22 protein-coding genes are annotated in these 24,567 nt (G+C 62.6%); 13 read left to right on the top strand and 9 right to left on the bottom strand.

Features of this window, described 5'->3' with window-relative positions:
- Positions 1-72 precede the first annotated feature (72 nt).
- Positions 73-1,191 (bottom strand): DUF6456 domain-containing protein, encoded by a 1,119-nt coding sequence (locus G3572_RS01960; protein WP_164608989.1) that lies wholly within the window; start codon positions 1,189-1,191, stop codon positions 73-75.
- A gap of 225 nt (positions 1,192-1,416) precedes the next feature.
- Here G3572_RS01960 and G3572_RS01955 point away from each other — a divergent pair, with 225 nt between their 5' ends.
- Positions 1,417-1,695 (top strand): DUF6477 family protein, encoded by a 279-nt coding sequence (locus G3572_RS01955; protein WP_164608988.1) that lies wholly within the window; start codon positions 1,417-1,419, stop codon positions 1,693-1,695.
- Positions 1,696-1,747: 52 nt separating this feature from the next.
- Here G3572_RS01955 and G3572_RS01950 read toward each other — a convergent pair whose 3' ends face one another.
- The gene (locus G3572_RS01950; RefSeq protein ID WP_164608987.1) at positions 1,748-3,295 is read right to left on the bottom strand and encodes a trimethylamine methyltransferase family protein; all 1,548 of its coding nucleotides are present in this window, start codon (positions 3,293-3,295) and stop codon (positions 1,748-1,750) included.
- Positions 3,296-3,497: 202 nt separating this feature from the next.
- Between G3572_RS01950 and guaA the strand changes: the two genes are divergently transcribed.
- The 12 genes from guaA (at position 3,498) to G3572_RS01890 (ending at position 16,011) form a co-directional block, all read left to right on the top strand.
- On the top strand, positions 3,498-5,066 hold the full coding sequence (guaA, locus tag G3572_RS01945; RefSeq protein WP_164608986.1) for a glutamine-hydrolyzing GMP synthase: 1,569 nt from the start codon (positions 3,498-3,500) through the stop codon (positions 5,064-5,066).
- 72 nt (positions 5,067-5,138) lie between these two features.
- Entirely contained in the window at positions 5,139-5,417 is a 279-nt protein-coding gene (locus tag G3572_RS01940; protein ID WP_164608985.1) for a putative quinol monooxygenase, read from the top strand.
- A 91-nt stretch (positions 5,418-5,508) separates the two neighbouring features.
- Complete coding sequence (locus G3572_RS01935; RefSeq protein WP_205518435.1) at positions 5,509-6,408, top strand: DMT family transporter; 900 nt, start codon at positions 5,509-5,511, stop codon at positions 6,406-6,408.
- An 83-nt stretch (positions 6,409-6,491) separates the two neighbouring features.
- Positions 6,492-7,619: an OmpP1/FadL family transporter gene (locus tag G3572_RS01930; protein ID WP_164608984.1), complete on the top strand. Its 1,128-nt coding sequence runs from the start codon at positions 6,492-6,494 to the stop codon at positions 7,617-7,619.
- A 107-nt stretch (positions 7,620-7,726) separates the two neighbouring features.
- Positions 7,727-8,596 carry an ATPase gene (locus G3572_RS01925; RefSeq protein ID WP_164608983.1) on the top strand — a complete coding sequence of 290 codons (870 nt, stop codon included), beginning with the start codon at positions 7,727-7,729 and terminating at the stop codon, positions 8,594-8,596.
- A 37-nt stretch (positions 8,597-8,633) separates the two neighbouring features.
- Positions 8,634-9,551: a homoserine O-acetyltransferase MetA gene (metA, locus tag G3572_RS01920; protein WP_164608982.1), complete on the top strand. Its 918-nt coding sequence runs from the start codon at positions 8,634-8,636 to the stop codon at positions 9,549-9,551.
- Between the two features lie 22 nt (positions 9,552-9,573).
- Positions 9,574-10,476 carry an alpha/beta fold hydrolase gene (locus G3572_RS01915; protein ID WP_240335374.1) on the top strand — a complete coding sequence of 301 codons (903 nt, stop codon included), beginning with the start codon at positions 9,574-9,576 and terminating at the stop codon, positions 10,474-10,476.
- A gap of 72 nt (positions 10,477-10,548) precedes the next feature.
- Entirely contained in the window at positions 10,549-11,424 is an 876-nt protein-coding gene (gene ppk2 / locus G3572_RS01910) for a polyphosphate kinase 2 (protein ID WP_164608980.1), read from the top strand.
- Positions 11,421-12,053, top strand: coding sequence for a TetR/AcrR family transcriptional regulator (locus G3572_RS01905; protein WP_164608979.1), 633 nt, complete (start codon positions 11,421-11,423; stop codon positions 12,051-12,053). The genes ppk2 and G3572_RS01905 overlap by 4 nt, the downstream gene beginning before the upstream one ends.
- A gap of 175 nt (positions 12,054-12,228) precedes the next feature.
- Entirely contained in the window at positions 12,229-13,470 is a 1,242-nt protein-coding gene (locus tag G3572_RS01900; RefSeq protein WP_164608978.1) for a Na+/H+ antiporter NhaA, read from the top strand.
- A 146-nt stretch (positions 13,471-13,616) separates the two neighbouring features.
- A complete protein-coding gene (locus tag G3572_RS01895) occupies positions 13,617-14,276 on the top strand; it encodes an ABC transporter ATP-binding protein (protein ID WP_164608977.1) in 660 nt (219 codons plus the stop codon).
- A gap of 190 nt (positions 14,277-14,466) precedes the next feature.
- Positions 14,467-16,011: a KpsE/RkpR family capsule polysaccharide export protein gene (locus G3572_RS01890; protein ID WP_354003974.1), complete on the top strand. Its 1,545-nt coding sequence runs from the start codon at positions 14,467-14,469 to the stop codon at positions 16,009-16,011.
- Positions 16,012-16,074: 63 nt separating this feature from the next.
- Here G3572_RS01890 and G3572_RS01885 read toward each other — a convergent pair whose 3' ends face one another.
- From G3572_RS01885 to G3572_RS01855, 7 genes are all read right to left on the bottom strand, one after another.
- A complete protein-coding gene (locus G3572_RS01885) occupies positions 16,075-16,863 on the bottom strand; it encodes an FAD binding domain-containing protein (RefSeq protein ID WP_164608975.1) in 789 nt (262 codons plus the stop codon).
- A 15-nt stretch (positions 16,864-16,878) separates the two neighbouring features.
- Positions 16,879-19,257, bottom strand: coding sequence for a xanthine dehydrogenase family protein molybdopterin-binding subunit (locus G3572_RS01880; protein ID WP_164608974.1), 2,379 nt, complete (start codon positions 19,255-19,257; stop codon positions 16,879-16,881).
- A gap of 10 nt (positions 19,258-19,267) precedes the next feature.
- Positions 19,268-19,753 (bottom strand): (2Fe-2S)-binding protein, encoded by a 486-nt coding sequence (locus G3572_RS01875; RefSeq protein WP_164608973.1) that lies wholly within the window; start codon positions 19,751-19,753, stop codon positions 19,268-19,270.
- A gap of 39 nt (positions 19,754-19,792) precedes the next feature.
- A complete protein-coding gene (locus tag G3572_RS01870) occupies positions 19,793-20,326 on the bottom strand; it encodes an SRPBCC family protein (RefSeq protein WP_164608972.1) in 534 nt (177 codons plus the stop codon).
- 81 nt (positions 20,327-20,407) lie between these two features.
- Positions 20,408-22,609 carry a hybrid sensor histidine kinase/response regulator gene (locus G3572_RS01865; protein ID WP_164608971.1) on the bottom strand — a complete coding sequence of 734 codons (2,202 nt, stop codon included), beginning with the start codon at positions 22,607-22,609 and terminating at the stop codon, positions 20,408-20,410.
- Positions 22,606-23,796: an FIST N-terminal domain-containing protein gene (locus G3572_RS01860; RefSeq protein ID WP_164608970.1), complete on the bottom strand. Its 1,191-nt coding sequence runs from the start codon at positions 23,794-23,796 to the stop codon at positions 22,606-22,608. Before G3572_RS01860 ends, G3572_RS01865 begins: the two co-directional genes overlap by 4 nt.
- 32 nt (positions 23,797-23,828) lie before the next feature.
- Positions 23,829-24,539, bottom strand: coding sequence for a response regulator transcription factor (locus G3572_RS01855; RefSeq protein ID WP_164608969.1), 711 nt, complete (start codon positions 24,537-24,539; stop codon positions 23,829-23,831).
- Positions 24,540-24,567: the final 28 nt, after the last annotated feature.

Here is a 24,567-nt window from a genome sequence, read left to right as displayed (position 1 = left end):
GGCGCTGCGGGCGCAAGGCATTGCATGCCGTGCATGGCAGGGCCGGACTGTGCGCAGGGCACTCTGCCGCGATCAGCCGATGAAATTGCGCCGTTCGCCGCCGGTTTCCTCGTAATGGCGGCGCAAGCGCTGCAGGGCGATGCGCAGCACGATCTTGCCGGAGCGGGCCGCCCAGCCCATGCGCTTTTCCGCCGTCTCGATGCCTTCGAGAAAGCAGCAGACCCGCAGCGCCACATCGCCTAGACCGGGGCCAAGATCGCGCAGCGCCGCTGCCACACGATCGCGCGCCCGCCCCGGCCCTTCGCCGTGTCCGGCATCGGGCCGAAAGCCGCCGCGATCGCCCGCGGTCAAAAACCGCTCCCAGTTCTGTGCGACGCGCGGCCCCATCTGGGCCAGTTCGAAATCTTCGCGCAGCCGTTCTGCGGCGCGGATCAACTCGTTTTCAAGGAAGGGTTTGCCATCCTTGTCGCGCCGCCGCCCCAGCACAGCCAGAGGGCTTTCGGCCAGATTGTAGCGGATCTTGCGGGAGGCGCCGTTCTCTTCGATGTCGCGCTCGTCCCAGATGCGGTGCTGGCCGGCGAAGGGCATCGGAGCCTCGGCAAGCCCCGCGTGATGCGTCTGCCGAGCCAGATCGCTTTCGTCGATCAGGCGTTTGAGCGCGGCGCGACCGGCTGCGGTGATCTCGTAGGTGGTGACCCTGCCCTTCTTGCGGCAGGTGATCCAGTCCTTGACGGCAAAGGCCTGCGCCACGGCGCGCTCTACAACGCCGGTTCGCGCCTGCTGGCCGTCGGGAAACTCGCGCAGAACCACCGCCTTTTCCAGATCCGGAGCGATGGCCAGAACGGCACCGGGCTCGGCCATGCGCCGCAGGATGCGCCGACCTTCCCGTGCGAGTGTGGTTTCATCAATCTGCAGGGTATGGGGCGAGAAGGACAGGGTCATGGCAGGGGCTTCCTCTGTGTGTGGAGCCATCGTCCTGCCGCCCAGAAGTGCCAGCGCTTCGTCCACCAGCGGGTCTTCGCGGCGGGCTTCGCAACGGCGGATCTGGCGCATCACGGTCGAGGCATGTGCCCCTTTGCGGCGCGCCAGTTCCCGGAACGTCACCCCGATGCCGATATGGCTGAGGTAAAGTCTGACGTCGTCGGGCAACCATTCTGGCAGGCTTATCTCGGCGGACAGGTTCGATGTCATCTTCGTTTCCGGTGCCGCCCTGCGGTGTCCTGACTTAATCATGGTTAACACAACCTGAAGGGAGTCGGTTACGCATTGGTTAATTTCCCGGTTTGATCGGACGGCTCTGTGGATAATTGGTGAAGAAAGTGAAACGATTTCGAACCGAGCGCGCGGTTATCCACATAAAATGCAACGCAGGGTTGAGTGATTTATGCTGATCTGGCAACAATCAGGAGACATCAAATGTCTGACTTCCGCGCCCCGCTTGCCGATCTGCGCCGCCCAAAGCTGTTGATGCATGCCGCCCGTTTTGGCGTGTCCGACTACCGCCGCGAACGTGATCTGCGGCGGTTGATCAGCCTTCCGGCCTCACCCGAGGCAACGGTCAGCCAATTGTTGTCGCAAGAAGATAAACTGGAACAAAACAGGCAGCGCGGTGATGCTGCCTATTCGATCGCCCGCCATATCGAGGTGCTGATCGCGCTGCTGGCGGAGTCTCGGCTGGTCATGCGTCAGGCCTAAGCAAAAGGGCGGCCCCGAGGTGGCCGCCCTTTACGTTCTGACGTCAGACTGATCAGATGAAGGCGTCGGGCATCGACGCCTTTTTTTGTGCCACATAGGCATCGAGCGATTCCCGGATCGCGGGGTCAAGCGCGGGCTGCTGATAGTCGGACAGCTGCTTTTTGACCCGTTCCGCCGCAAGGCTCTGAGTGTCGCGCGCGCCCTCTTCGGCCCATGTCTCGAACGGCTTGTAATCGAGAAGGTCAGACCGCCAGAACGCCGATTTGAAGTTTGCCTGTGTATGTGCGCAGCCGAGGAAATGCCCCCCCGGCCCCACTTCACGCAGCGCGTCCATCGCCTGACCGTTGGTATCCATCATCACGCCTTGGGCCAGATGATGCAGGGTGCCAAGCTGGTCGGCATCCATCACGAATTTCTCGTAGGACGACACGAGGCCGCCCTCCAGCCAGCCGCAGGCATGCAGCATGAAATTGACGCCCGCAAGCAATGCCATGTTCAAGCTGTTGGCGGTTTCATAGGCAGCCTGCGCGTCCGGCAGTTTCGAGCCACAGAAAGAGCCGCCCGAACGGTAAGGCAGATTGAGTCGGCGGGCCAGTTGCCCTGCGCCATAGGTGATATGGGCGGCTTCGGGCGTGCCAAAGGTGGGCGCCCCCGAGTTCATGTCGATGCTGGTCACGAAGGCACCGAAGATCACCGGCGCGCCCGGGCGCACAAGCTGCGAATAGGCAACGCCCGCCAGCACTTCGGCCAGCACCTGTGTCAGCGTCCCAGCCACCGTCACCGGAGCCATCGCCCCGCCCACGATGAAGGGAGAGATGATCGCCGCCTGATTGGCGCGGGCAAACACCTCGAGCGCGCCCATCATGATGCCGTCAAAGGTCAACGGGCTGTTGATGTTGATCAGGCTGGTCATCACCGTGTTCTGGTCCACGAAATCGGACCCGAACAGCAGTTTCGCCATCTCGACCGAATCTGCGGCGCGGCTGGGTTCGGTGACAGAGCCCATGAAGGGCTTGTCCGAGAGCACCATATGCGCATGCAGCATGTCCAGATGGCGCTTGTTCACCGGAACGTCCGTCGGCTCACAAACGGTGCCGCCGGAATGGTGCAGCCACTTGGACATGTAGCCAAGTTTCACGAAGTTCTGGAAGTCGTTGATCGTGGCATAGCGCCGACCGCCCTCCATGTCCCGCACGAAGGGCGGGCCATAGACCGGTGCCAGCACCAGATTGCGCCCGCCGATCTCGACATTGCGGGCCGGATTGCGCGCGTGCTGGGTAAAGCTGGACGGCGCGGTGGCGCAAAGCTTGCGGGCCAGACCGCGCGGGATGCGCACGCGCTCACCCTGAACATCGGCGCCTGCTGCCTTCCACAAGGCAAGCGCCGCCGGATTCTCGACGAAATTGACGCCGATTTCCTCGAGAACCGTATCGGCGTTCCATTCGATGATGGCGAGCGCTTCCTCGTTCAGGATCTCGAAATTGGGAATGTTGCGCTGAATGAACTTTGCGGTTTCCAGCGACACCGCGGTGCGTTCCGCGCGCCGGGCCGAACCGCCACCGCCGCGCGCCCGGCGCCCTTCACCCGAACCATCGCTCATGACTAGCCCTCCAAAGCCTGTTTGCCGCCCTTATGCCGCCAAAGCCTGCGCGTCCGGCACCCGTTTCCGTCGCTTGACGCCCAAAAGCGACATGCGGCCAAAGCCTCGCCATCGTGGCGCAACCCAAGGCGGCGCACGCGCCGTGGCGCGCAGGCCCGCTTTCCCCCCTTGCGATTCTGCGCGCCCCTTCGTATGCGGGCGCATGACCCATCATGATCGCCTCCTCATCATCGACTTTGGCTCTCAGGTGACGCAGCTGATCGCGCGCCGCCTGCGCGAGCTGAACGTTTATTGCGAAATCCACCCGTTCAACAAAGTGGACGATGCCTTTCTGGCCGACTTCGCGCCGAAGGCTGTGATCTTTTCGGGCGGGCCTGCCTCGGTGTTTGCGCCCGGCGCGCCGATGCCGCCGCCGACGGTCTTCACGATGGGCGTGCCGATCCTCGGCATCTGTTATGGCCAGCAGGTGATGATGCACTGCCTTGGCGGGCATGTCGAACGCGGCCACGGCACCGCAGAGTTCGGGCGCGCTTATGTCACGCCCAGCGGGTCGGGTCTGCCTTTGCTTGACGGCTGGTTCGATCCCAACACGACGGGCGGGCGCGAACAGGTCTGGATGAGCCACGGCGACCATGTCTCGCGCATCGCGCCGGGGTTCGAGGTGTTCGGCACCTCGCCCAATGCGCCTTTCGCTATCACCGCCGACCCTTCGCGCCATTTCTACGCGGTCCAGTTTCATCCCGAGGTGCATCACACCCCCAAGGGCGCTAAACTTTACGAGAACTTCGTCAAGCTCGCCGGCTTCAAGGGCGACTGGACGATGGGGGCTTATCGTGAAGAGGCCATCCGCAAGATCCGCGAACAGGTCGGCGATGCGAAGGTCATCTGCGGCCTGTCTGGCGGGGTCGACAGCTCGGTTGCGGCGGTGCTGATCCATGAGGCCATCGGCGACCAGCTTACCTGCGTGTTCGTCGATCACGGGCTGCTGCGTCTGGGTGAGGCCGAGCAGGTCGTCACCATGTTCCGTGACCACTACCAGATGCCGCTGATCCATGCCGACGAATCCGAGCTGTTTCTTGGCGCGCTCGAAGGCGTCTCGGACCCCGAAGTGAAGCGCAAGACCATTGGCCGCCTGTTCATCGATGTGTTCCAGAAACACGCGACCGAAGTCGGTGGCGCCAAGTTCCTTGCGCAAGGCACGCTCTATCCTGATGTGATCGAATCCGTCTCCTTCAGCGGCGGCCCATCCGTCACCATCAAGTCGCACCACAATGTCGGCGGCCTTCCCGAAAAGATGGGTCTGAAACTGGTCGAACCCTTGCGGGAACTCTTCAAGGACGAAGTGCGCGCCTTGGGCCGCGAGCTTGGCCTGCCCGCCAGTTTCATTGGCCGCCACCCCTTCCCCGGCCCCGGCCTTGCCATCCGCTGCCCCGGCGAAATCACCGCCGAAAAGCTGGATATCCTGCGCCGGGCCGATGCGGTCTATATTGACCAGATCCGCAAGCACGGCCTTTACGACGAGATCTGGCAGGCCTTTGCGGCCATTCTGCCGATGAAAACCGTGGGTGTGATGGGTGACGGGCGCACCTATGATTATGCGCTCGCGCTGCGCGCGGTGACATCTGTCGACGGGATGACCGCCGATTACTATCCCTTCACCCATGATTTCCTCGGCGAGACCTCGACCCGAATCATCAACGAGGTGCAGGGCATCAATCGGGTGTTTTACGACTGCACCAGCAAGCCGCCGGGCACGATCGAGCTGGAGTGATCGGAGGGGGCGGATTCTGCGCAGAAAACTCGCTTTTGTCGCGCCCCGCCCCGGTTTCGCAAAGGAGACGCCATGATCCGCCTCAAAGGGCACCTGATCTGCATGACGCCCGAGGAAGCGCAGACGGTGCGTGAGCATATGGCCGAACACATCCGCCTGTCACAGGCAGAACCGGGCTGCCTGTCTTTCGAGATCAGCCAGACCGATGATCCGATGATCTGGGACGTGCGCGAATCGTTCCGGACCCGCGCCGATTTCGATGCCCATCAGACCCGCACCCGCGCCAGCCGCTGGTTCGAAGCAACGCGGCATATCTTGCGCGATTTCCAGATCGAAGAACTGCGGGACTAGCGTCCGCAGCGTTATTTTTCGCGCGCGCCCCTGTCGTGTGGCACCGGCATGCACTCTGGACAGTCAGCGCCCGAGAGGCCAGAACAAGGGCATGAACACGCCCGCACCCTACCGCCCGATTGTCGCGATCCTCTGGATGCTGGGCTCCGTGATTTCCTTCAGCGGTATGGCGATTGCCGGACGCCAGCTTCAGGGCGCGCATGATACTTTCGAGATCATGGCCGCCCGCTCGTTCGTCAGCTTCTTTCTCGTGCTGGCTGCCGCTGCAGCGATGGGCAAGATGGGTGACATCAGCACCTTGCGTCTCAGGGGGCATGTGCTGCGCAATGTGGTACATTTCACAGGCCAGAACCTATGGTTCTGGGCGCTGACCCTGATCCCGTTGGCGCAGCTGATTGCCATCGAGTTTACCTCGCCGCTCTGGGTCATCCTGCTCTCGCCGCTGTTGCTGGGCGAGCGGATTACGAAGCCGCGCGCGATGGCGGCGGGGCTTGGCTTTGTCGGCATTCTCATCGTGGTGCGGCCCGATTTCGACGCGCTCAACATCGGCGTTCTGGCCGCGGCAGGAGCGGCTGTCTGCTTTGCCGCGACCAATATCGCGACCAAACGCCTTGCACGCGATGTCACCATCTTGTCGATCCTGTTCTGGCTGACGGTGATGCAGTTCATCTTCGGCGCGGGTCTTGCCGCGGCAGACGGACAGATCGCATGGCCCACTGCCTCTACGGCGCCTTGGCTTTTCGTGATCGGGGTCACGGGCGTGCTTGCACATCTGTGCCTGACCTCAGCACTACGGCTCGCCCCTGCCACCTTTGTCATGCCTGTCGACTTCATCCGCCTTCCCCTCATGGCCCTGGCGGGGGCGCTGCTCTATCAGGAACAGCTTGAAATGCTGCTCTTTGTCGGGGCGGGGCTGATCGTCTTGGCCAACTGGATCAATATCCGCTCCGAGACCCGAAAGACACACAGCCTTCAATCCAGAAGTCTGTGACGCCGCGTCATTGATTGACCGCGCAAGCCTGCGTCAAATAGCCTTCTTGCAGGGGAAATCCTTTACACAGGATGAGGAACAAGATGAAGAAAATCGTGATCGCAGCCGCTGCTGCGACAGCCTGCGCCACTTCGGCACAGGCAGGTGGGTTTGAGCGTTCGGCCACGCCGCTCGGGTTCATGTTTGAAAAAGGCAACTATGCCGAACTGAGCTTTGGCTCGGCACGTCCCAAGGTTTCCGGCGCGTTGAACGCAGCCCCTTCGGTGACGACGGGCAACGTGACCAAGAATTACAGCACGGTCGGTCTTGCCTTCAAAAGCGACCTGAATGACCAGATTTCGCTTGGCGTCACGCTCGATCCGACCTTTGGCGCCGATGTCGCCTATCCGACCGGAACCGGCTATCCCATTGCCGGGTCTACGGCCAAATTGCGCGGCGATACACTTGCTGTGATCGGCCGCTACAAGATCAACGAGAATGTCTCGGTTCATGGCGGTCTGCGCTCGGTCGGGATCGGCGGAGATGTGAGCCTTGTGAACGGCGGCTCGAACTTCTATCGCGCGACTTTCAACAATGACCGTGACGTGGGCTACCTGATCGGCGTCGCCTATGAAAAGCCCGAGATCGCGCTGCGCGTTGGCCTGACCTATGCCTCGGAAACCAAGCATGAGCTTGATGCTTCGGGCTTTTCCGCCTTTGCGCCGGGCGGCGTCATTTCGGGCTCGACCACCGTGCGCCTGCCCAAATCGCTCACCCTCGATTTCCAGTCGGGTGTGGCGGCAGATACGCTGGTGTTCGGCTCGATCCGCTGGGTGGATTGGAGCGTGACGCGCCTTGACGCCCCCTTTGCCAACCCGCCTGCACCGCTGCCGCCGGTCAATCCGCTGGTCAGCTATGCCAAGGACACCATCACCTATAACATCGGCGTCGGACGGAAATTCTCGGACGCATTTTCGGGGGCGGTTTCGATCGGCTACGAAAAGACCCAAGGCATCCCCACCGGGAACCTCGGGCCAACGGATGGCCTGCTGAGCCTGCAAGTGGGCGGCACCTATACGCATCAGAACATGAAGATCACCGCAGGCGTGCGCTATGTCGATATCGGCAATGCCTCGGCGCTCAAGTCCACGCCGACCTCGACGACGGGCAACGCGCGTTTTGCCGGAAACAACGCGCTCGCCTTCGGACTCCGCGTCGGCTTCAGCTTCTGATCCAGACCGAACAAGGCCACAGACCCGCCCCTTCACAGGGGCGGGTTTTTCATTGAAGGCGGCGGCGGCGGGCGGTAACTGTCAGGGGCAAACAAAAGGGCAAGGCGATGATCTACGCATCCGGGGCGGACTATCTGGCGGCAGCGCAAAAGCGTGTGCTGCTCTTTGGCATGTCCGGTCTGGGCAAGACCCACCTGTCCAACATGCTGCGTGCCAGCCGTCCCGATCATGGGGGCTGGTTCCATTACTCGGTCGATTACCGGATCGGCACCCGCTACATGGGCGAATACATCGCCGACAATTTCAAGCGCGAAGCCATGAAGGTTCCGCTGCTGCGCGAACTGCTGATGACGGATTCGGTCTATATCGCTTCCAACATCACCTTCGACAATCTGGCACCGCTCTCGACCTATCTGGGCAAGCCGGGCGATCCGGCAAAGGGCGGCCTGCCCTTCGCCGAATACATGATCCGGCAGGACCAGCATCGCCGGGCCGAGATTGCGGCAATGCTCGACACCGCGCATTTCATGGGCCGCGCCGAAACCATCTACGGCTATCAGAACTTTGTATGCGACACCTCGGGCTCCATCTGCGAGGTCGTCAACCCCGATGACCACGCCGATCCGGTGATGCGGCAACTGGCCGATACCCTGCTGCTGGTCTGGATCAAAGGATCTGATGCGCATACAGCGGAACTGGCGCGGCGGTTCGACCGCGCGCCGAAGCCGATGTATTACCAGCCGGAGTTTCTTCATGCAGCGTGGGAGGAATACCGTGTAACAAGCGGTAAATCCGAAGAAACCTGCGACCCAGATCACTTTGTGCGCTGGACCTATGCCCGTGCCTTGGCCCATCGTCAGCCGCGCTATGCCGCGATGGCGACATGGGGGGCGACCGTGACGGCCGAAGAAGTGGCCGCCGTATCGAGCCCTGATGATTTCAACGCCCTGATCGCCCGCGCCATTGATCGGCGCTGAACCCGACCCTACATCCTCCGCTCCAAGGAAGCGTTCCATGCCGATTACCCTGCCAGAGACCCTGCCCGCCTTTGACGTTCTTCGGAACGAGGGCGTGATGGTCATGACGCCCGAACGCGCGGCGCGGCAGGACATCCGGCCGCTGAAAATCGGGTTGCTCAACCTGATGCCAAAGAAGATCCAGACCGAGAACCAGTTCGCGCGCCTGATCGGGGCGACGCCGCTGCAGATCGATTTCCAACTGATTCGCATGTCGGAGCACCAGACCAAGAACACTGCCGCCGAGCATATGGAGGCATTTTACCGCCCGTTTCAGGAGGTAAAGACAGAGAAGTTCGACGGTCTGATCATCACGGGCGCGCCGATCGAACATCTGCCCTTCACCGAAGTGACCTATTGGGAAGAACTCTGCGAGGTCTTTGACTGGACACAGACAAACGTGCAGTCCACCTTTGGCGTCTGCTGGGGCGGGATGGCGATGATCAACCATTTCCATGGCGTGCAAAAGCACATGCTGGACCACAAGGCTTTTGGCTGTTTCCGCCATCGCAACCTTGACCCGACCTCGCCCCTCTTGCGCGGCTTTTCAGATGATTGCGTGATCCCCGTAAGCCGCTGGACCGAGATGCGGCAGGAAGAGATTGACGCCCGATCCGGGCTGCGCACGCTGCTGGGCAGTGATGAGGTTGGCCCTTGTCTGGTGGAAGACCCGGGCCACCGCGCGCTCTATATCTTCAACCATTTCGAGTATGACAGCGATACGCTCAAGCAGGAATATGACCGCGACATCGCGAATGGCACGACGATCAATGTCCCGCTGAACTATTACCCCGACGACAACCCCGCGAAAAAGCCTCTCAATCGCTGGAGAAGTCACGCGCACCTTCTATATGGCAACTGGATAAACGAGATTTACCAGTCAACGCCCTATGACCCTCAGGATATTGGCCGCTAGTGCCGCACTCATCGGAATTGGCATGATGGCCGGCACAACGGGGCGCATGGCGGCGCGGGATCAGGCTGCGCTGGCCTCGCATCCGCCGAGCGGGGAATTCGTACTGGTCGAAGGCCGCCGCGTTCACTTGCAGGTCGCGGGCGAAGGCCCCGATCTTGTGCTGATCCATGGCGCAAATGGAAACCTGCGCGAATTCACCTTCGCCATGATGGATCAGCTTTCAGACCGCTACCGGGTCATCGCAGTGGACCGTCCCGGCCTCGGCTATTCCGACGCGCTTCCCGAGGACGAAGCGAGCGTCGCCGCCCAGGCGCAGGTGCTGCGGCAGGCGGTGGCGCAAGTCGGGGCCCAAAACCCTGTTGTGCTTGGACAAAGCTATGGCGGCACCGTGGCGCTTGCATGGGCGCTGCAGGCCCCGCCCGCCGCCCTTGTGCTTGTCTCCTCCCCGTCGTTGCCGTGGCCTGGGGAGCTGGACATCTGGTATCGGATCACAGCCTCGGCCGTCGGACGCATCGCGATCTTGCCCCTGGCTTCGGCCTTTGTCAGTCACAGCTATGTGCGGCGCGCGATTGACGGGGTATTCGCGCCGCAGCACGTGCCTGAAGGATATGCCGACCATCTGGGCATCGATCTGATCTTGCGCAAAAGCTCGATGGCCACCAATGCCATGCAAATCAATGGCCTGAGACCACAGGTAGAGAAGATGCAGCAGGATTACCCGCGCTTGACCTTGCCGATCGAACTCGTGCATGGCGATGCCGATACAATCGTTCCCCTGCACATCCATTCCAAGCCGCTGTCGCAAATGATTGCCAACGCCGCCCTGACCGTTCTGGAAGGTGCGGGCCACATGCCGCATCACACCCACCCCGAGGCAGTTATAGCCGCAATCGACAGGGCCGCCCTGCGCGCCGGATTGCGCTAAGGCGGCCAATCGCCATACTTGCCAAAGACAGCGGGCCACAGGCTGGCGGCCGCACACAGGATGGAGCCACGCATGACATTGCCTTTTGACGGCGCAATCAGCGCATTCTTCAAGGAGAAAGCCCCCCCTTCGGTCCGCAAGGCGATAGAGAAGGCCGGAAAGGATGACATTCTTGATCCGTCCTACCCTTACCGCGAGGAGATGAAGGGCAAGGCCTATGACGCGCATATGGAGGCGCTCCAGATCGAACTGGTGAAGATGCAGTCGGACATCAAGGCGACAGGCAAACGGCTTGTGGTGCTGTTCGAGGGGCGCGATGCGGCTGGCAAGGGTGGCACCATCGGGGCGGTGCGGGAAAACCTCAATCCGCGGGTTTGCTCGGTCGTGGCCCTCGCCAAGCCTTCGGACCGCGAGGCGGCGCAATGGTATTTCCAGCGTTACGTCGACTGGTTGCCTGCCAATGGTGAAATCGCCCTGTTTGACCGCAGTTGGTATAACCGCGCGATGATCGAGCACGTCTTCGGCTTTTGCACGCCAGAACAGCGCGCGCATTTCTTTGCCCAACTGCCCGGATTTGAAAGCATGTTGGTGGACGACGGCATCATCCTGCTCAAACTTTGGCTGGAGGTCGGGCAGGCCGAACAGCTCAAGCGATTCTTGGCACGCGAGCAAGACCCGCTCAAGCAATGGAAACTGTCGCCCATTGACATCGACGGGCTTGGCAAGTGGGAAGAATACTGCGAAGCCATCGAGGAAACGATGGAACGCACCCATTTCGACGTGGCCCCTTGGACGATAATCCTGTCGGATGATAAAAAACGCGCGCGCCTGGCTGCGGTTCAAACGATCTTGCGGGCCGTCGATTACAAGGGGCGCGATCTCGGGCAGATCGGCCTGCCCGATCCGCTGGTTTGCGGCGGACCCCAGTTGCGCAAGGGACGGGCGTGAAACGCGGATACCATCATGGCAATTTGCGGCAGGCTTTGGTGGAAGCAGCCCTCGGACTGATCGCCGATCAGGGGCCGACGGGTTTTACGCTCTCGGAAGCCGCCAAGGCGGCGGATGTCACGCCCGCCGCTGTCTATCGGCACTTCGCGGGGCGCGAGGACCTTCTGGCCGAAGTGGCCCGCCAAGGGTACGAAATTTTCGCCGCCCTGATGGAATTTGCCTTCGACAACGGGCGTCCCTCGGCCCTCGCGGCCTTTGAGGCCACCGGAAGGGCCTATCTGGCTTTTGCCCGGAAATATCCCGGCCATTACATGGCGATGTTCGAAGCGGGGCTGAGCCTGAACGACCACCCCGATCTGGCCTTGGTGGCGGGCAAGGCGCGGGGCGTTCTGGAGCGCGCGGCGGAAAGCCTCTCGCAACACCTGCCGCCCGGCATGCGCCCTCCTGCGTCAATGTTCTCGGCCCACATCTGGGCCATGAGCCACGGTGTGGTGGAGCTTTACATGCGCGGCAGCGCCAATGGCGTGACCCGCAGCCCCTTCCCGCCCGAAGATCTGCTGGAAGCGGGGATCGGCATTTATTTGCGCGGCTTGGGACTGCTGCCACCCGACGGCGTCAAACCGACCTGAGCCCTCGACCCGGCAGATGCGCGCGGCGCGGGCGTATTTCGGAAAGGTGCAATTGCCTTGCAAAAAAAGCGCAGCTCGTGCCGACTTGGCACGCGGCCTGCATTGAAGCGTATAAGTCCCGGTTGTAGGGATCAGTGGTGCCCCCGCGCGGGGCAGGTCTGGAACGGATTGGGCGATGTATCGAGTCTCTCCCTTTGTGCGCCATTTCGGGCAGGCCCTTCTGGCAGGGATTGCGCTGGCGACGCTGTGGCTGACGCTGTCGCCTGCGTCCTATTATGACGCGATCGAATGGCGGATCGCCGAACTGTCGCTGCCGCTGTGGATGGCACCGTTTCCGGTGGCGCTGACCCCGATGGGAATTGTTTCCGAAGGGCTGATGGCCCTGTTCCTGTTCTTCGTCGGCAAGGAGCTTTGGGAAGCCATCCGGCTGGAACGCGGGGCGCTGGCCGGCCGGCGTGCCGGGGTGCCGCTGGGCGCGATGATTGGCGGCTGGATCGGCGCGGTGCTGGTCTGGCTGGTCAGCTCTGCCCTCTTCGAGACGGCGCTGGAGGCAAGCACCGGAACGGGCTGGCCGCTGCCGATCGGGTCGGATGTGGTGCTCTGCTATCTCTTCGGACGACTGATATTTGGCAACGGCCATCCTGCGCTGCACCTCCTGCTGCTGATCACCATCGCCAATGACATTGTCGGGCTGACCGTGGTGGGGCTGGTCTATCCTGCCGCAGGGTTGCGACTGGCCTGGCTGGGGCTGGTGGTGCTTGCCGTCGGGCTGGTATGGCTGTTCTTTGCGCGTCTGGCACACCCCGAACTGTCAGAACGTGAGCATCGCCGCGCTTTTGCGCTGTGGCCTTATGTTCTGGCCGGAGCCATGTCCTGGCTGGGCGTGGTGCTGGCCGGACTGCCCGGAGCCTTGGGGCTGCTGCCGCTGGTGCCCGTGATCCCCCATGCGGATCGCGCCTTCGGGCTGTTTGCCGAGGCCGAGGAATTTCTGCATGACCCGCTCAACCGTCTGGCACATCTGCTGGTGCGGCCGCTTGCGGTTGTGCTGTTTCTCTTCGGGCTGACGCGCGGCGGGGTGGATGTGCTGGCGCTGGCCCCGACAACTGGCACGGTGCTTCTTGCCTGCTGGCTGGGTAAGCCTCTCGGGGTGGTGGTGGGCGCGGTCTTTGCCGCGCGCGGCTTGGGGTTCGATCTGCCGCAAGGGGTGCGCCTGCGCGATCTGCTGATCGTCGCGATGATCAGCGGCATCAGCTTTACGGTGCCGGTGCTTGCGCTTGACAGCGCAGTGCCGGGGGGCGCGATGGCCGAGGCCGCGCGGCTTGGACTGGTGATCTCTCTGCTGGCGGGCGCGGCAGCGTTCCTGCTGGCGCGGGCCCTGCGCCGTGGCCATGTCAGGGCCGGGCGGGGGCGGACATAATCATGCCTGAAAGCCCTGTTAGATACAGCAGGGCTGGGCGGCAGCAAGACCGGTTAAGCATTGGCATCTAAGCTGACAGTGCCGATGCCAACCGGGAGGGCGAACAGCGGCGCGGGGCAGAAGCCTTGGCCAGACGGGGGCAGCGTGTGATCGAGTTTGAGGGCGTTTCAAAGTCTTTCTGGACCGGAAAGCAGCGCAAGATCATTCTGGATCGGGCGTCGTTTCGGGTCGATATCGGCCAGTCGCTGGGCATTCTGGCCCCAAACGGCGCTGGCAAGACCACGATCATCAACATGATGGCCGGGCTGGAAAAACCGGATGAAGGGCGGGTGACCCGCACCAGCCGTATCTCCTTTCCACTTGGTTTCATGGGCGGCGTTGTGAACAAGCACACCGCCACCGAAAACAGCCGTTATGTGGCACGGCTTTACGGGCTCGACCCCGATTATGTCGAAAGCTTCTGCCGCTGGCTCTGCGGCATCGAGGAATATTTCGACATGCCGGTCGGCACCTATAGCCAAGGCATGCGCGCCCGCTTTTCCTTTGCGTTGATGCTGGCGCTGGAGTTTGACATCTACCTGATCGACGAGGGCATGCCTGCCACAACCGATGTGGAGTTCAACCGCAAGGCAGGGCGCATCCTGCGCGAGCGGTTGCAGAATGCCACGGTGGTCATCGTAAGCCATCAGGCGCAGACACTGGAAAAGTTCTGCAAACAGGCCGCCGTGCTGCGCAACGGGCGGCTTTACATATTCGACACTCTGGAAGAGGCGAAGCAGCTTTATGACTATCAAGCTCAAGGTTAAACGTTACAACCTGCGTCGGCCCGATCCTGCAAGCACGGCCCCCGCAGCGCCGCAGCGCCCGGCAAACACACCTGCCACACCGGCCCGCAGCGCCGTGCGGCCCCCGGTTGCAGCCCCTGCCCCAGCGCCGGTTACCGATGACGGTTTTGGCGATGCTCCCTTCCCGACCGCGAAAGACCAGGTGGTGGCGATGATGGACGCAGCCCCTGCTCTGGCAGGCGCGGGCACTGGTGCGGGCACCGGCCCTGCCATCGGCGGCACCGAGGCGACGCCCGGCGATCTGGACCAGATCCGCAAGGAAGGTCTGACGGGGCGGCAATTGCGGATGGCACGGCGCATGGCGCAGAAATACGGCCTGCCTGCCACATCAGATTTCGATGCTGTGCGTCTGTTGCGCGCCGCAGGTCTGGACCCGTTTCAGAAATCGACCATCATGGAAATGATCAGCGCCGATGGCGACAGCCCCCCGCCCGCGGGCGAGGCTGCATCGCACGCGCTGACCGTGGGCCCGCGTGGCGATGGCGTGCAACTGCCGCAGACCGTCAAGCCGATCAAGGTGCCCTCTACCGAAGTGCGGGCCGAGGAGGCGCATCTTTCAGAGATCCAGCGCATCCAGCGCGATCTGGCCAAGCGGCGGCGGCGCAAATCGGCGCTGCTGATGGCAAGGCTGTTCTTCTTCGTGGGTCTGCCGACTCTGCTTGCCGGATGGTATTACTACTTCGTGGCGACGCCACTTTACGCCACCAAGGCGGAATTCGTGATCCAGCAGGCCGATCCTGCCGGAACACAGGGTATGGGCGGGCTTTTGTCCGGCACACAATTCGCCACCTCGCAAGATTCGATTGCGGTGCAGGGCTATCTGCAATCGCGCGATGCGATGATGCGGCTGGATGAGGACAAGAACTTCATTGCGCATTTCTCGCAGCCTCAGATTGACCCCATCCAGCGCCTTGCCGAAGGCGCCTCGCGCGAAGCAGCGTATAAGGTGTTCAAGCGCAATGTAAAAATCGCCTATGATCCGACCGAAGGCATCATCAAGATGGAGGTGATCGCTGCCGATCCGCAAATCTCGGCCGAGTTTTCGCAGGCGTTGATCGGTTATGCCGAAGATCAGGTCGACCACCTGACGCAGCGTCTGCGCGCCGACCAGATGAAAGGCGCGCGCGAAGCCTATGAGCAGGCCGAAGCCGCGATGCTTGCAGCACAGCGCAAGGTTGTCGATCTGCAAGAGCAGTTCAAGATCCTCTCGTCCGAAGTCGAGGTGAGCCTCATCACCGCACAGATCGGCCAATTGGAAACCCAGTTGAGCCAAGACCGCCTGAGCCTTGCCCAGATGGAATCGAACGCCACCCCCAACGTTGCCCGGATGGAGCCCCTGCGCCGCAGGATCGCCACACTCGAAGCAGAGATCGCAACCCTGCGCTCGCGTCTGACCCAAGGCGTGGGTGGCGGCAAATCGCTGGCTCAGGTGCAGTCGGAATTGTTGGTGGCACAGGCCGATGTGCAGACCCGCCAACTTTTGCTGTCCCAATCGCTGCAGTCGATGGAGACCGCCCGCACCGATGCGAACCGCCAGGTGCGCTATCTGTCGGTGTCCGTCAGCCCGATCCCACCGGATGAGGCGACCTATCCGCGCGCCTTTGAAAACACGATGGTGGCATTGCTGGTCTTTGCAGGGATTTACCTGATGGTCTCGATGACCGCCGCGATCCTGCGCGAACAGGTCTCGGCCTGACCCAGAACGGGCAAAAAAAGCCCCCGATCCCGCACGGGACCGGGGGCGCACTCGTTAACGACGCTAGTGCGCGGCGTTGACGGCGCGGCCGGTCAACACCTTGACCAGATTGGCGCGATACGCCGCCGATCCGTGCAGATCGCTGATCATGTCAGCGTCAGACACCGACAGACCCGAAATCGCCGCCGTCGAAAAATCGGCAGACAGGGCAGCCTCGGCCTCTTCCCAGCGGAAGACACCGTTGTTTGACGCACCCGTGACGGCAACACGGACCCCATCGGCAAAGCGGGCGACGAAAACGGCAGTCAGTGCAAAGCGGCTGGCGGGTTGGTTGAACTTGACATAGGCAGCCGCCTGCGGAACCGGGAAAATCACCTGCGTGATGAACTCGCCCTCTTCCAGCGCCGTGGTGAACATACCCTGGAAGTAATCATCCGCCGCGATCCGGCGCCGATCCGTCACCACCGTCGCCCCCGAAGCCAGCACCGCCGCCGGATAGCAGGCGGCAGGGTCGTTATTGGCGACCGATCCGCCAATGGTGCCACGGTTACGCACCGCCGGATCACCGATGCCCCCGGCCAGAGCGGCGAGTGCGGGATAGCTTGGCGCCGCCTCGCGCGCGACCACCGCATGCGGAGTCGCAGCCCCGACATGCAGCCCGCCCTCGCCCATGCAGACGCCCTGCATCTCGGCGATGCCGGTCAGACTGACCAGCACCTCGGGTGCGGCCAGCCGCTGCTTCATGGTGGGAAGCAGGGTCTGTCCGCCCGACAGCGGCTGCGCGCCTTCGGCCGCGAGGGCCTTGACCGCATCGGCAATGCTCGAGGGCTTTACGAATTCAAAATTGTGCATCTTGCGTCCCTCCGATCACGCGTTGATCGCCTGCCACACCCGATTGGGCGAGACGGGCATATCAATATGGGTCACATGGGTATGGCCCCCACTGTGCAAGGCGTCGATCACAGCGTTGACCACGGCCGGCGGCGAGCCGATGGCCCCCGCCTCGCCGCAGCCCTTCACCCCGAGCGGGTTGTGGGTGCAGGGCGTGGCGCAGGAATGATCGACCGTGTAGAACGGCACATCATCGGCGCGCGGCATTGCGTAATCCATGTAAGAGCCGGTCAGAAGCTGACCGTTCTCGTCATAGGAAGTGTTCTCGCACAGCGCCTGACCAATCCCCTGCCCGACGCCGCCATGCACCTGCCCTTCCACGATCAGCGGGTTCATCACGTTGCCGAAATCATCCGCCGCGGTAAAGGCGACCACATCGACCTTGCCGGTCTCGGCATCCACCTCGACCTCGCAGATATAGGCCCCAGCGGGATAGGTGAAGTTGGCCGGATCATAGAAGGCGGTTTCCTCCAGCCCCGGCTCCAGCGTCTCAAGCGGATAGTTGTGCGGCACATAGGCGCTGAAGGCGATCTCGCCAAAGCTCTTGGCCTTGTCGGTACCGGCCACGCTGAACTTGCCATCGGCAAAGGTGATGTCGCCTTCGGCTGCTTCCAGCATATGGGCGGCAATCTTCTTGCCCTTGGCGATGATCTTGTCGAGCGCACGGTCCATCGCGGAGCCCGCAACCGCCAAGGAACGCGACCCGTAAGAGCCCATGCCGAACGGGATCTTCGCCGTATCGCCATGCACGATCTCGACCGAGGTTTCGGGAATCCCGAGTTTCTCCGCCACGATCTGCGGGAACACGGTTTCATGACCCTGCCCGTGGCTGTGTGCGCCCGTCATCACCGAGATGGTGCCAGTCGCATTCACCCGTACCGTGGCCGCGTCATAAAGCCCGACGCGGGAGCCGAGGACGCCCACCAGATGCGAAGGGGCAATACCGCAGGCCTCGATCCATGTGGACAGACCCATGCCGCGCAGCTTGCCGCGTTTCGCGCTTTCGGCGCGCCGTGCCTCGAAGCCCGCCACGTCGGCGAGTTCTACGGCCTTGTCGAGCGTCGCCTGATAATTCCCTGTGTCATAGACCAGCCCAACAGGGGTGGTATAGGGGAACTGGTCGGGGGTAAGCAGGTTGCGCCGCCGCACCTCGAACGGATCAAGACCCAACTCGCGGCACATCTTGTCGATGACACGTTCAATCGAATAGGTCGCCTCGGGACGGCCTGCGCCGCGATAGGCATCGACCGGCGCCGTGTTGGTGAAAACGGTTTTCACGTTCACATAGACATGCGGCACCTTGTAGGGCCCCGCCATCAGCGTCCCATGCAGGAAGGTTGGCGTCGCAGTCGAGAAGTTCGACAGATAGGCGCCCACATTGGCCAGCGTTTCCGTGCGGATCGCCAGAATGTCACCTTCCTTGGTGCAGCCAAGTTCGATCTTGGTGACATGGTCGCGGCCATGCGCATCCGACAGGAAGCTTTCGGTCCGTTCCGCCGTCCAGCGCACCGGACGGCCAAGACGTTTGGCAGCGGCCAGAACAAGGGCTTCTTCGCCGTAGTGATAGATTTTCGAGCCAAAGCCACCGCCCACATCAGGCGCCACGACCTGAAGCTTGTTTTCGGGAATCCCCATCACGAAGGCACAGACCAAAAGCCGCGTCAGGTGCGGGTTCTGGCTTGTGGTGGTCAGCTTGTAATCGCCCGTGCCGGGGAAATACTCTCCGATGCTGGCGCGCGGCTCCATCGCATTGGGGACAAGCCGGTTGTTGGTCAATTCCAGCGTCACCACATGCGGGGCAGCCTTCATCGCGGCATCCACGGCGGCGCGGTTGTCCTCGATCCACCCCCAGTCAAAGCACAGGTTGTCGGGAATCTCGTCATGCACGCGGTTCGACGCATCGGCCACGGCGGCGCGCATGTCGACAATCGCGGGCAATTCCTCGATCACGGTGGCATCGGCCAGAACCTGCGCGGCATCCTTCGCCTGCGCATAGGTTTCGGCAATCACGGCAGCATAGGCATCGCCGACATGACGCACCTTGCCATGGGCGAGCACCGGGCGCTTGGGTTCGCGCATCGGGGTGCCGTCACGGCTGTTGATCAGCCAGCCTGCCGGGTTGCCACCGACATCCTTGAAATCCTCGCCCGTAAACACGGCAAGCACCCCCGGCATGCTCTCGGCCGCCGCGGTATCAATCGAAACGATACGACCATGCGCCACGCTGGAGCGCACCATCACGGCATGGGCCTGCCCGAACAGGCTCAGGTCATCGGTGTAAACGCCGCGCCCCGTCAGGAAGCGCACATCTTCGCGGCGCTTGGTGGATGCGCCGATTCCGGTATCCTTTGGCATCTTTCCCCCCTTATTCCGCAGCCATCGCGCCTGCGTCCTGCCCGGACGCGGCAAGGACCGCCTTGACGATGTTGTGATAGCCCGTGCAGCGGCAGATATTCCCTTCAAGGTAATGCCGGATCTCGGCCTCTGTCGGGCGTGGATTTTCCGCGAGAAGTGCCGCTGATGACATCACCATGCCGGGCGTGCAGAAGCCGCATTGCAAGCCGTGGTGATCCTGAAACGCCTGCTGCACCACGCCAAGGCTGCCATCGGCATTCGCCATGCCCTCGATCGTGCGCACGTCAGACCCGGCAACATCGACCGCAAACACGGTGCAGGATTTGACCGCCTTTCCATCGACATGCACCACGCAGGCCCCGCATTGGGACGTGTCGCAGCCCACATGGGTGCCGGTCAGGCCAAGCCCTTCGCGCAGGTAATTCACCAGAAGGGTGCGCCCCTCTGCTTCGGCCGAGACGGATTTTCCGTTCACGGTCATCGTGACCTTCGTCATGGTTTTCCTCCCTTGAATCTGTCGTGGGTTGGTCTGCGGTCAGCTGATCAGCCGTTTGAACCAGCCCTTTTTTTGTTCTCCGGGGGCTTGGCCGCCCTCGTCTGCGTTTTGCGCTGCTTCTTCGGGCATGGCCGGCCCCTCGACCGCTGTTTGAAAGCGGGTGAAAAACTCATCCGCCATTTTCTTGGCGAAGCCATCAATGATCCGGCTGCCAAGTTGGGCCAGCTTGCCGCCCACATTCGCCTCTACCTCATAGGTCAGGCGGGTGCCTTCGGGGATCGGTTCGAGGACCACGACCGCGCCCCCCTTGGCAAAGCCCGCAGGCCCGCCCTTGCCCTCCCCAGATATGGTGACACGCTCTCCTTCGGTGATGTCGGACAAGGTGACCGCGCCCTTGAAGGTCGCCTTCACCGGGCCGACCTTTTGCGTCACCACCGCTTCGAACCCCTCATCCCGGTTGCCGGTGACTTCGGTGCAGCCGGGGATGCATTCTTTCAGAACATCGGGGTTCAGGATCGCAGCCCAGACATCGGAGGGCGCAGCCTTTATCTCGCGGGTATCACTCATTTGCATCGGTCAATCTCCCTTGAACGCAAGTGTATGATCTGCCCCGTCGCCGCGCTATGGAACCTAAGTCGTAGGACACAGGCGCGACTAGGCAAGCTCTTGCAGAAAGGCTTCCAGCGCGCGGGCATCGATGGGCTTCATCATGATCTCAATTCCCTTGGCCTGCGCCAAGGCGCGCACCTCGGCGCTGCGATTGGCGGTGACCAGACGCGCAGGCACATCGCCGTGCAAAAGGCGCAGGGTTGCGATGAACTCGACCCCCGTCATGCCATCGCCCAACTGGTGATCGACCAGAAAGAAATCGGGCAAAATGCCCAGTTCCTCGATCAGTGCCAGCGCCGCCTCGCCACTGTCGGCATCGAGAACCGAAAGGCCCCATTTTTCAAGCAGCAGCGTCATGGCGCGGCACAGGTCAGGGTCATTCTCGACCAGAAAACCGATCTTCCCTTGCAGGCGCATCCTCGGGTGCGGCGCGGCCTGCGGCGGCGGCGCGGCCAAGGCACCCGAGGCCGAACCCAGAGGTAGTTGCAGCATAAAGCAGGTGCCGCGCCCCAGCCGTGACGACAGCCCGAGCGGATGGCCGAGCAAGGCACAGGCGCGCTCCACGATGGCCAGACCAAGGCCCATCCCCTCGCTGGCCGAGGCGCGGGCGTTCAGGCGGTGAAACTCCTTGAAGATATTGTCCTGTTCCTCTTCGGGAATCCCGGGGCCCGTGTCCCAGACCTCGAGCCGGACCATGCCGCCGCGATTGCGTGCGGCCACCACCACTCGCCCCCGCGCAGTATAGCGAATCGCGTTGCCGATCAGGTTTTGCAGGATGCGGCGAAGATAGGCGGGGTCGGTCATCACCACCGCATCGCTGGGCCGCACAGTCAGGCGCAGGCCTTTGGCCGCCGCGATGGCGCTGAATTCGGCGGCCAGTTGGGTGAGGATCGGGCGCAGCGCAACCTGCCCCACCGACACTGCCGCACGACCGGATTCGAGCTTCGAGATATCCAGCAGCGCATCTAGAATCCCTTCGACCGACACCAGCGCATTCTGCGCCTTCTCCAGCGCTTCCACGGCTTGCGGTGGCACCGCCTCGCCGCTGATGCTGGCAATGAACAGTTTGGCCGCCGACAAAGGTTGCAGCAGATCATGGCTGGCCGCCGCAACAAAGCGGGTGCGGCTGGCATTCGCGCGTTCGGCATTGGCCAGTGCATCCTCCAGTTCCAGCGTCCGGTCCATCACACGCGCTTCCAGCGTTTCATTGGCGCGGCTGAGCGCTTCGATGGCGGCACGTTCCGCTGTCACATCCGTGAAGCTCATCACAAAGCCGCCATCGGGCATCTCTTGCGCAAAGGCGGCCAGGATCAGGTCAGTGCCACGCCGCATTTCAAAGGACAGCGGATCGCGCCCCGCTTTGGCCCCGACCCAAGCCTCGAGCTGTGCGTCTGTCATGCCTTCGGACAGCGTGATCTCTGCGCGAAAGCGTTGCAGCAGATAGGCGAACGAGGCCCCCACGCGGAAACGCGCGACCGGAATAGCCAAAAGCTGGCCAAGTCTGGCATTCCAGCCCAAAAGCCGCGCATTCGCGTCAAAAATCGCCACACCCTGATTGATATGGTCCAGCGTCGCACGGATCATCCGCGCCTGATCGTCCAGCAGCTTGCCGCGTTCCTGCCGCTCGCTGCGGATGATGTCGGTCACATCCGTCTGCAAAATGACCGTGCCACCATCGGCGGTGCGATGTTCGCTGACCTGCACCCAGCGATCCCAGATCATGCGCACGTTGAAGATCACATGCCTGTCCTGATGCCGACGCTTGCGCCGGATCGCCCAGTCTTCCGGAGATTCGCGCTCGGGCAGTTCCAGAAAGTCAGACCGGCTCACGCGGTCGACATAGGCAGAAAAGGTCAGCCCGGGGCGCAGGTCGCCGCGAATATCCTCCATATGCATGCCAAAGCGGGAATTGCACAGCACCAGCACATCGCTGGCGTCAAACAGCGCAAAGCCTTCCTGAATGGTCTCGATGGCATTGGCGAGGTTTTGCCGCGCCGCCTCGGCGCTGCGGGTGGCATCGGCCAGCCGCGCGTTGGAATCGTTCAGAAGGTCCAAAGCGCGTTCCAGATCGCGGGTGCGGTCGCGCACCTGATCTTCCAGCATCGCCGCGCGCTGGAACTGGGCATAGGCAGCGCCGCTGTCATCGGTATCAGCCTCGACGCGGCGCATGAGCACCTGCGCGATGGTCATCAGCTTTTGCATCTGACGCTCGGGCGGATCGGCCGGATTGATCAGCGAGTCGATCATGCCTGCTCTGGCGGGTAGATCGCCACCCCCGTCATGGTCTGATTGACATGCATGGAATTCCACTGCTCGCCATAGGTGGAAAAGCCCACCACATTATGCTTGCGCAGCAGCGCCGAGATCGCGCCCGACATCTGCTTCTCCTGCGCTTCCATGCGGCGCAAGATGCAGTCGCAGGCCAGAATGGCCGCAGGCGGACCAAGATCGGCAAGACGCGACAGTTCGCGGTCAAGATGGGCGACCATGTCCTGCGGCTCGGCCAGTGTCAGCACAAGACCTTCGTCAATGGCGGAAAAGAACACCAGATCGCCATTGGCATCCATCCGCTGGATCGCCCGAACATGATGGCGTCCGCCCACCCGCACCACAACCGGATGCGCGGCAAAGGTGAAGGTGGTCAACTGGGCCGGGTCCTTGCCCAGAAGCCGCGCGTATTCCTGCGCGGCAGGCTCTGCATTGATCTGGCGCACCACACGCCGCGCAGGATCGGCCTGGGTGACAACCATGCGCCTGTCGGTCGGCACCAGATGATCAAGGTTGAACACCCGCACCCGGCAGGCGCTGCGCACCAGCATCACGATCGCCGCATTGTTCAGCGCCCGGCCCTGCCAGATCACATGCGTGCGGTCAAAGCGCACCCCGTCGGCGGCCGACCCGCCAAACAGCGGAACCGGCCCGAGGCCCGAGGCGATGGTGGCCGCCAGATCATCTTCAAGCGTGGAAAGCCCGTCTACCATCATGAAGGCAAACTCATGATCCCATCCGGGGCGCTCTTCCTGCAACGCGGTGCGGGCGCGGATGAGTTGGCCGATCAGTTCCTGGGTGTGAATCCGGATCAGGTCCGGCACCAGCAGACATTCGGTCTGAAAATGCGCGGCCGGAAATCCCAGCGCCACGATTTCGCCCTCGGTATAGCCGCTGTGCGAAATCTCGCCAGCCGTGGTGCAGCCAATCACCAATCCCGGCGGGAAAAACTGCTCCATATCGGAACAAAGCCCATCCAGATCGGCGTCGGGCGAGACAAACAAGACCACGCGCGCGAAAGGACCGGGCCCCAGAGCCTTATGCAAACGGCTGGCTGCATCGGGCGCGCCAGCAGGAACAGAGGCGGTGGCCAGAAGACCGCCCGCAGCCTGCGCCAGTGCATGGCCGCCTGCAGCAAGATTTTCCTGATGGTCCGATCCCCTCATGGCGACAGGCTAGAATGGGCGCGCACGGCGGGTCAATCGCCCTCGGGCATCAGACTGTCAAAGCTGGCCCCCCGCGCGATCAGCACTGCCTGCGTGCGGCTCTGCACCCCCAGCTTGCGCATGATCGCGGTGACATGCGCCTTGACCGTCGTTTCCGCGATGGTCAGCTCATAGGCGATCTGCTTGTTCAGCTTGCCCTCGCAAATCAGTTGCAGGATGCGCGCCTGTTGACGTGTCAGCAAAGACAGGCGCGCCACCGCCTCCTCGCGCTGGCTCGCGGGTGCCTTGGGGTCATGCTGCGGCACAAAACCTTCGGGATGATAGCTGTTGCCCTGCCGGATCGCATCGAACGCGGCACGAAACACATCGCGGTGCGAATGTTTCGGCACAAAGCCCGCCGCCCCGGCACGCAGGGCGGCGCTGACCACACGGTTGTCCGCCAAAGACGACACCACCACCACCGGAACCGCCCCAACCACCGATTTCAACCGGATCAAGCCATCCAGACCATCAACATCGGGCAAGTTGAGGTCCAGCACCACCACATCGGGCATCGGAGCGCCCTCCAGCCGCGCGATGGCGCTTTCCAGACGGTCCGCGGTTTCGATCCGGGTGATGCCCGCCACCGCCTTGAGCGTCATCGACAGGGCGTCGCAAAACAGCGGATGGTCATCCACGACCAGCGCCAACTGGAGAGGGCGGGGCTGCGCGCCCCGAGGTGTCGGCAGGCTGTGCACGGTCATGGCTCACCTATGGCTTCTGGTTTCAGCC

The sequence above is a fragment of the Pseudotabrizicola algicola genome (assembly GCF_010915705.1).
GTDB classification, from domain to species: domain Bacteria; phylum Pseudomonadota; class Alphaproteobacteria; order Rhodobacterales; family Rhodobacteraceae; genus Pseudotabrizicola; species Pseudotabrizicola algicola.
The sequence above is the reverse complement of the archived record's forward strand: the minus strand, read 5'-3'. Positions and strand labels throughout refer to the sequence as shown.

Bases quoted from the DNA above. Each gene is read 5' to 3' on its own strand.
- G3572_RS01960 (WP_164608989.1), bottom strand. From the start codon at position 1,191: ATGACATCGAACCTGTCCGCCGAGATAAGCCTGCCAGAATGGTTGCCC.
- G3572_RS01955 (WP_164608988.1), top strand. From the start codon at position 1,417: ATGTCTGACTTCCGCGCCCCGCTTGCCGATCTGCGCCGCCCAAAGCTG.
- G3572_RS01950 (WP_164608987.1), bottom strand. From the start codon at position 3,295: ATGAGCGATGGTTCGGGTGAAGGGCGCCGGGCGCGCGGCGGTGGCGGT.
- guaA (WP_164608986.1), top strand. From the start codon at position 3,498: ATGACCCATCATGATCGCCTCCTCATCATCGACTTTGGCTCTCAGGTG.
- G3572_RS01940 (WP_164608985.1), top strand. From the start codon at position 5,139: ATGATCCGCCTCAAAGGGCACCTGATCTGCATGACGCCCGAGGAAGCG.
- G3572_RS01935 (WP_205518435.1), top strand. From the start codon at position 5,509: ATGAACACGCCCGCACCCTACCGCCCGATTGTCGCGATCCTCTGGATG.
- G3572_RS01930 (WP_164608984.1), top strand. From the start codon at position 6,492: ATGAAGAAAATCGTGATCGCAGCCGCTGCTGCGACAGCCTGCGCCACT.
- G3572_RS01925 (WP_164608983.1), top strand. From the start codon at position 7,727: ATGATCTACGCATCCGGGGCGGACTATCTGGCGGCAGCGCAAAAGCGT.
- metA (WP_164608982.1), top strand. From the start codon at position 8,634: ATGCCGATTACCCTGCCAGAGACCCTGCCCGCCTTTGACGTTCTTCGG.
- G3572_RS01915 (WP_240335374.1), top strand. From the start codon at position 9,574: ATGATGGCCGGCACAACGGGGCGCATGGCGGCGCGGGATCAGGCTGCG.
- ppk2 (WP_164608980.1), top strand. From the start codon at position 10,549: ATGACATTGCCTTTTGACGGCGCAATCAGCGCATTCTTCAAGGAGAAA.
- G3572_RS01900 (WP_164608978.1), top strand. From the start codon at position 12,229: ATGTATCGAGTCTCTCCCTTTGTGCGCCATTTCGGGCAGGCCCTTCTG.
- G3572_RS01890 (WP_354003974.1), top strand. From the start codon at position 14,467: ATGATGGACGCAGCCCCTGCTCTGGCAGGCGCGGGCACTGGTGCGGGC.
- G3572_RS01885 (WP_164608975.1), bottom strand. From the start codon at position 16,863: ATGCACAATTTTGAATTCGTAAAGCCCTCGAGCATTGCCGATGCGGTC.
- G3572_RS01880 (WP_164608974.1), bottom strand. From the start codon at position 19,257: ATGCCAAAGGATACCGGAATCGGCGCATCCACCAAGCGCCGCGAAGAT.
- G3572_RS01875 (WP_164608973.1), bottom strand. From the start codon at position 19,753: ATGACGAAGGTCACGATGACCGTGAACGGAAAATCCGTCTCGGCCGAA.
- G3572_RS01870 (WP_164608972.1), bottom strand. From the start codon at position 20,326: ATGCAAATGAGTGATACCCGCGAGATAAAGGCTGCGCCCTCCGATGTC.
- G3572_RS01865 (WP_164608971.1), bottom strand. From the start codon at position 22,609: ATGATCGACTCGCTGATCAATCCGGCCGATCCGCCCGAGCGTCAGATG.
- G3572_RS01860 (WP_164608970.1), bottom strand. From the start codon at position 23,796: ATGAGGGGATCGGACCATCAGGAAAATCTTGCTGCAGGCGGCCATGCA.
- G3572_RS01855 (WP_164608969.1), bottom strand. From the start codon at position 24,539: ATGACCGTGCACAGCCTGCCGACACCTCGGGGCGCGCAGCCCCGCCCT.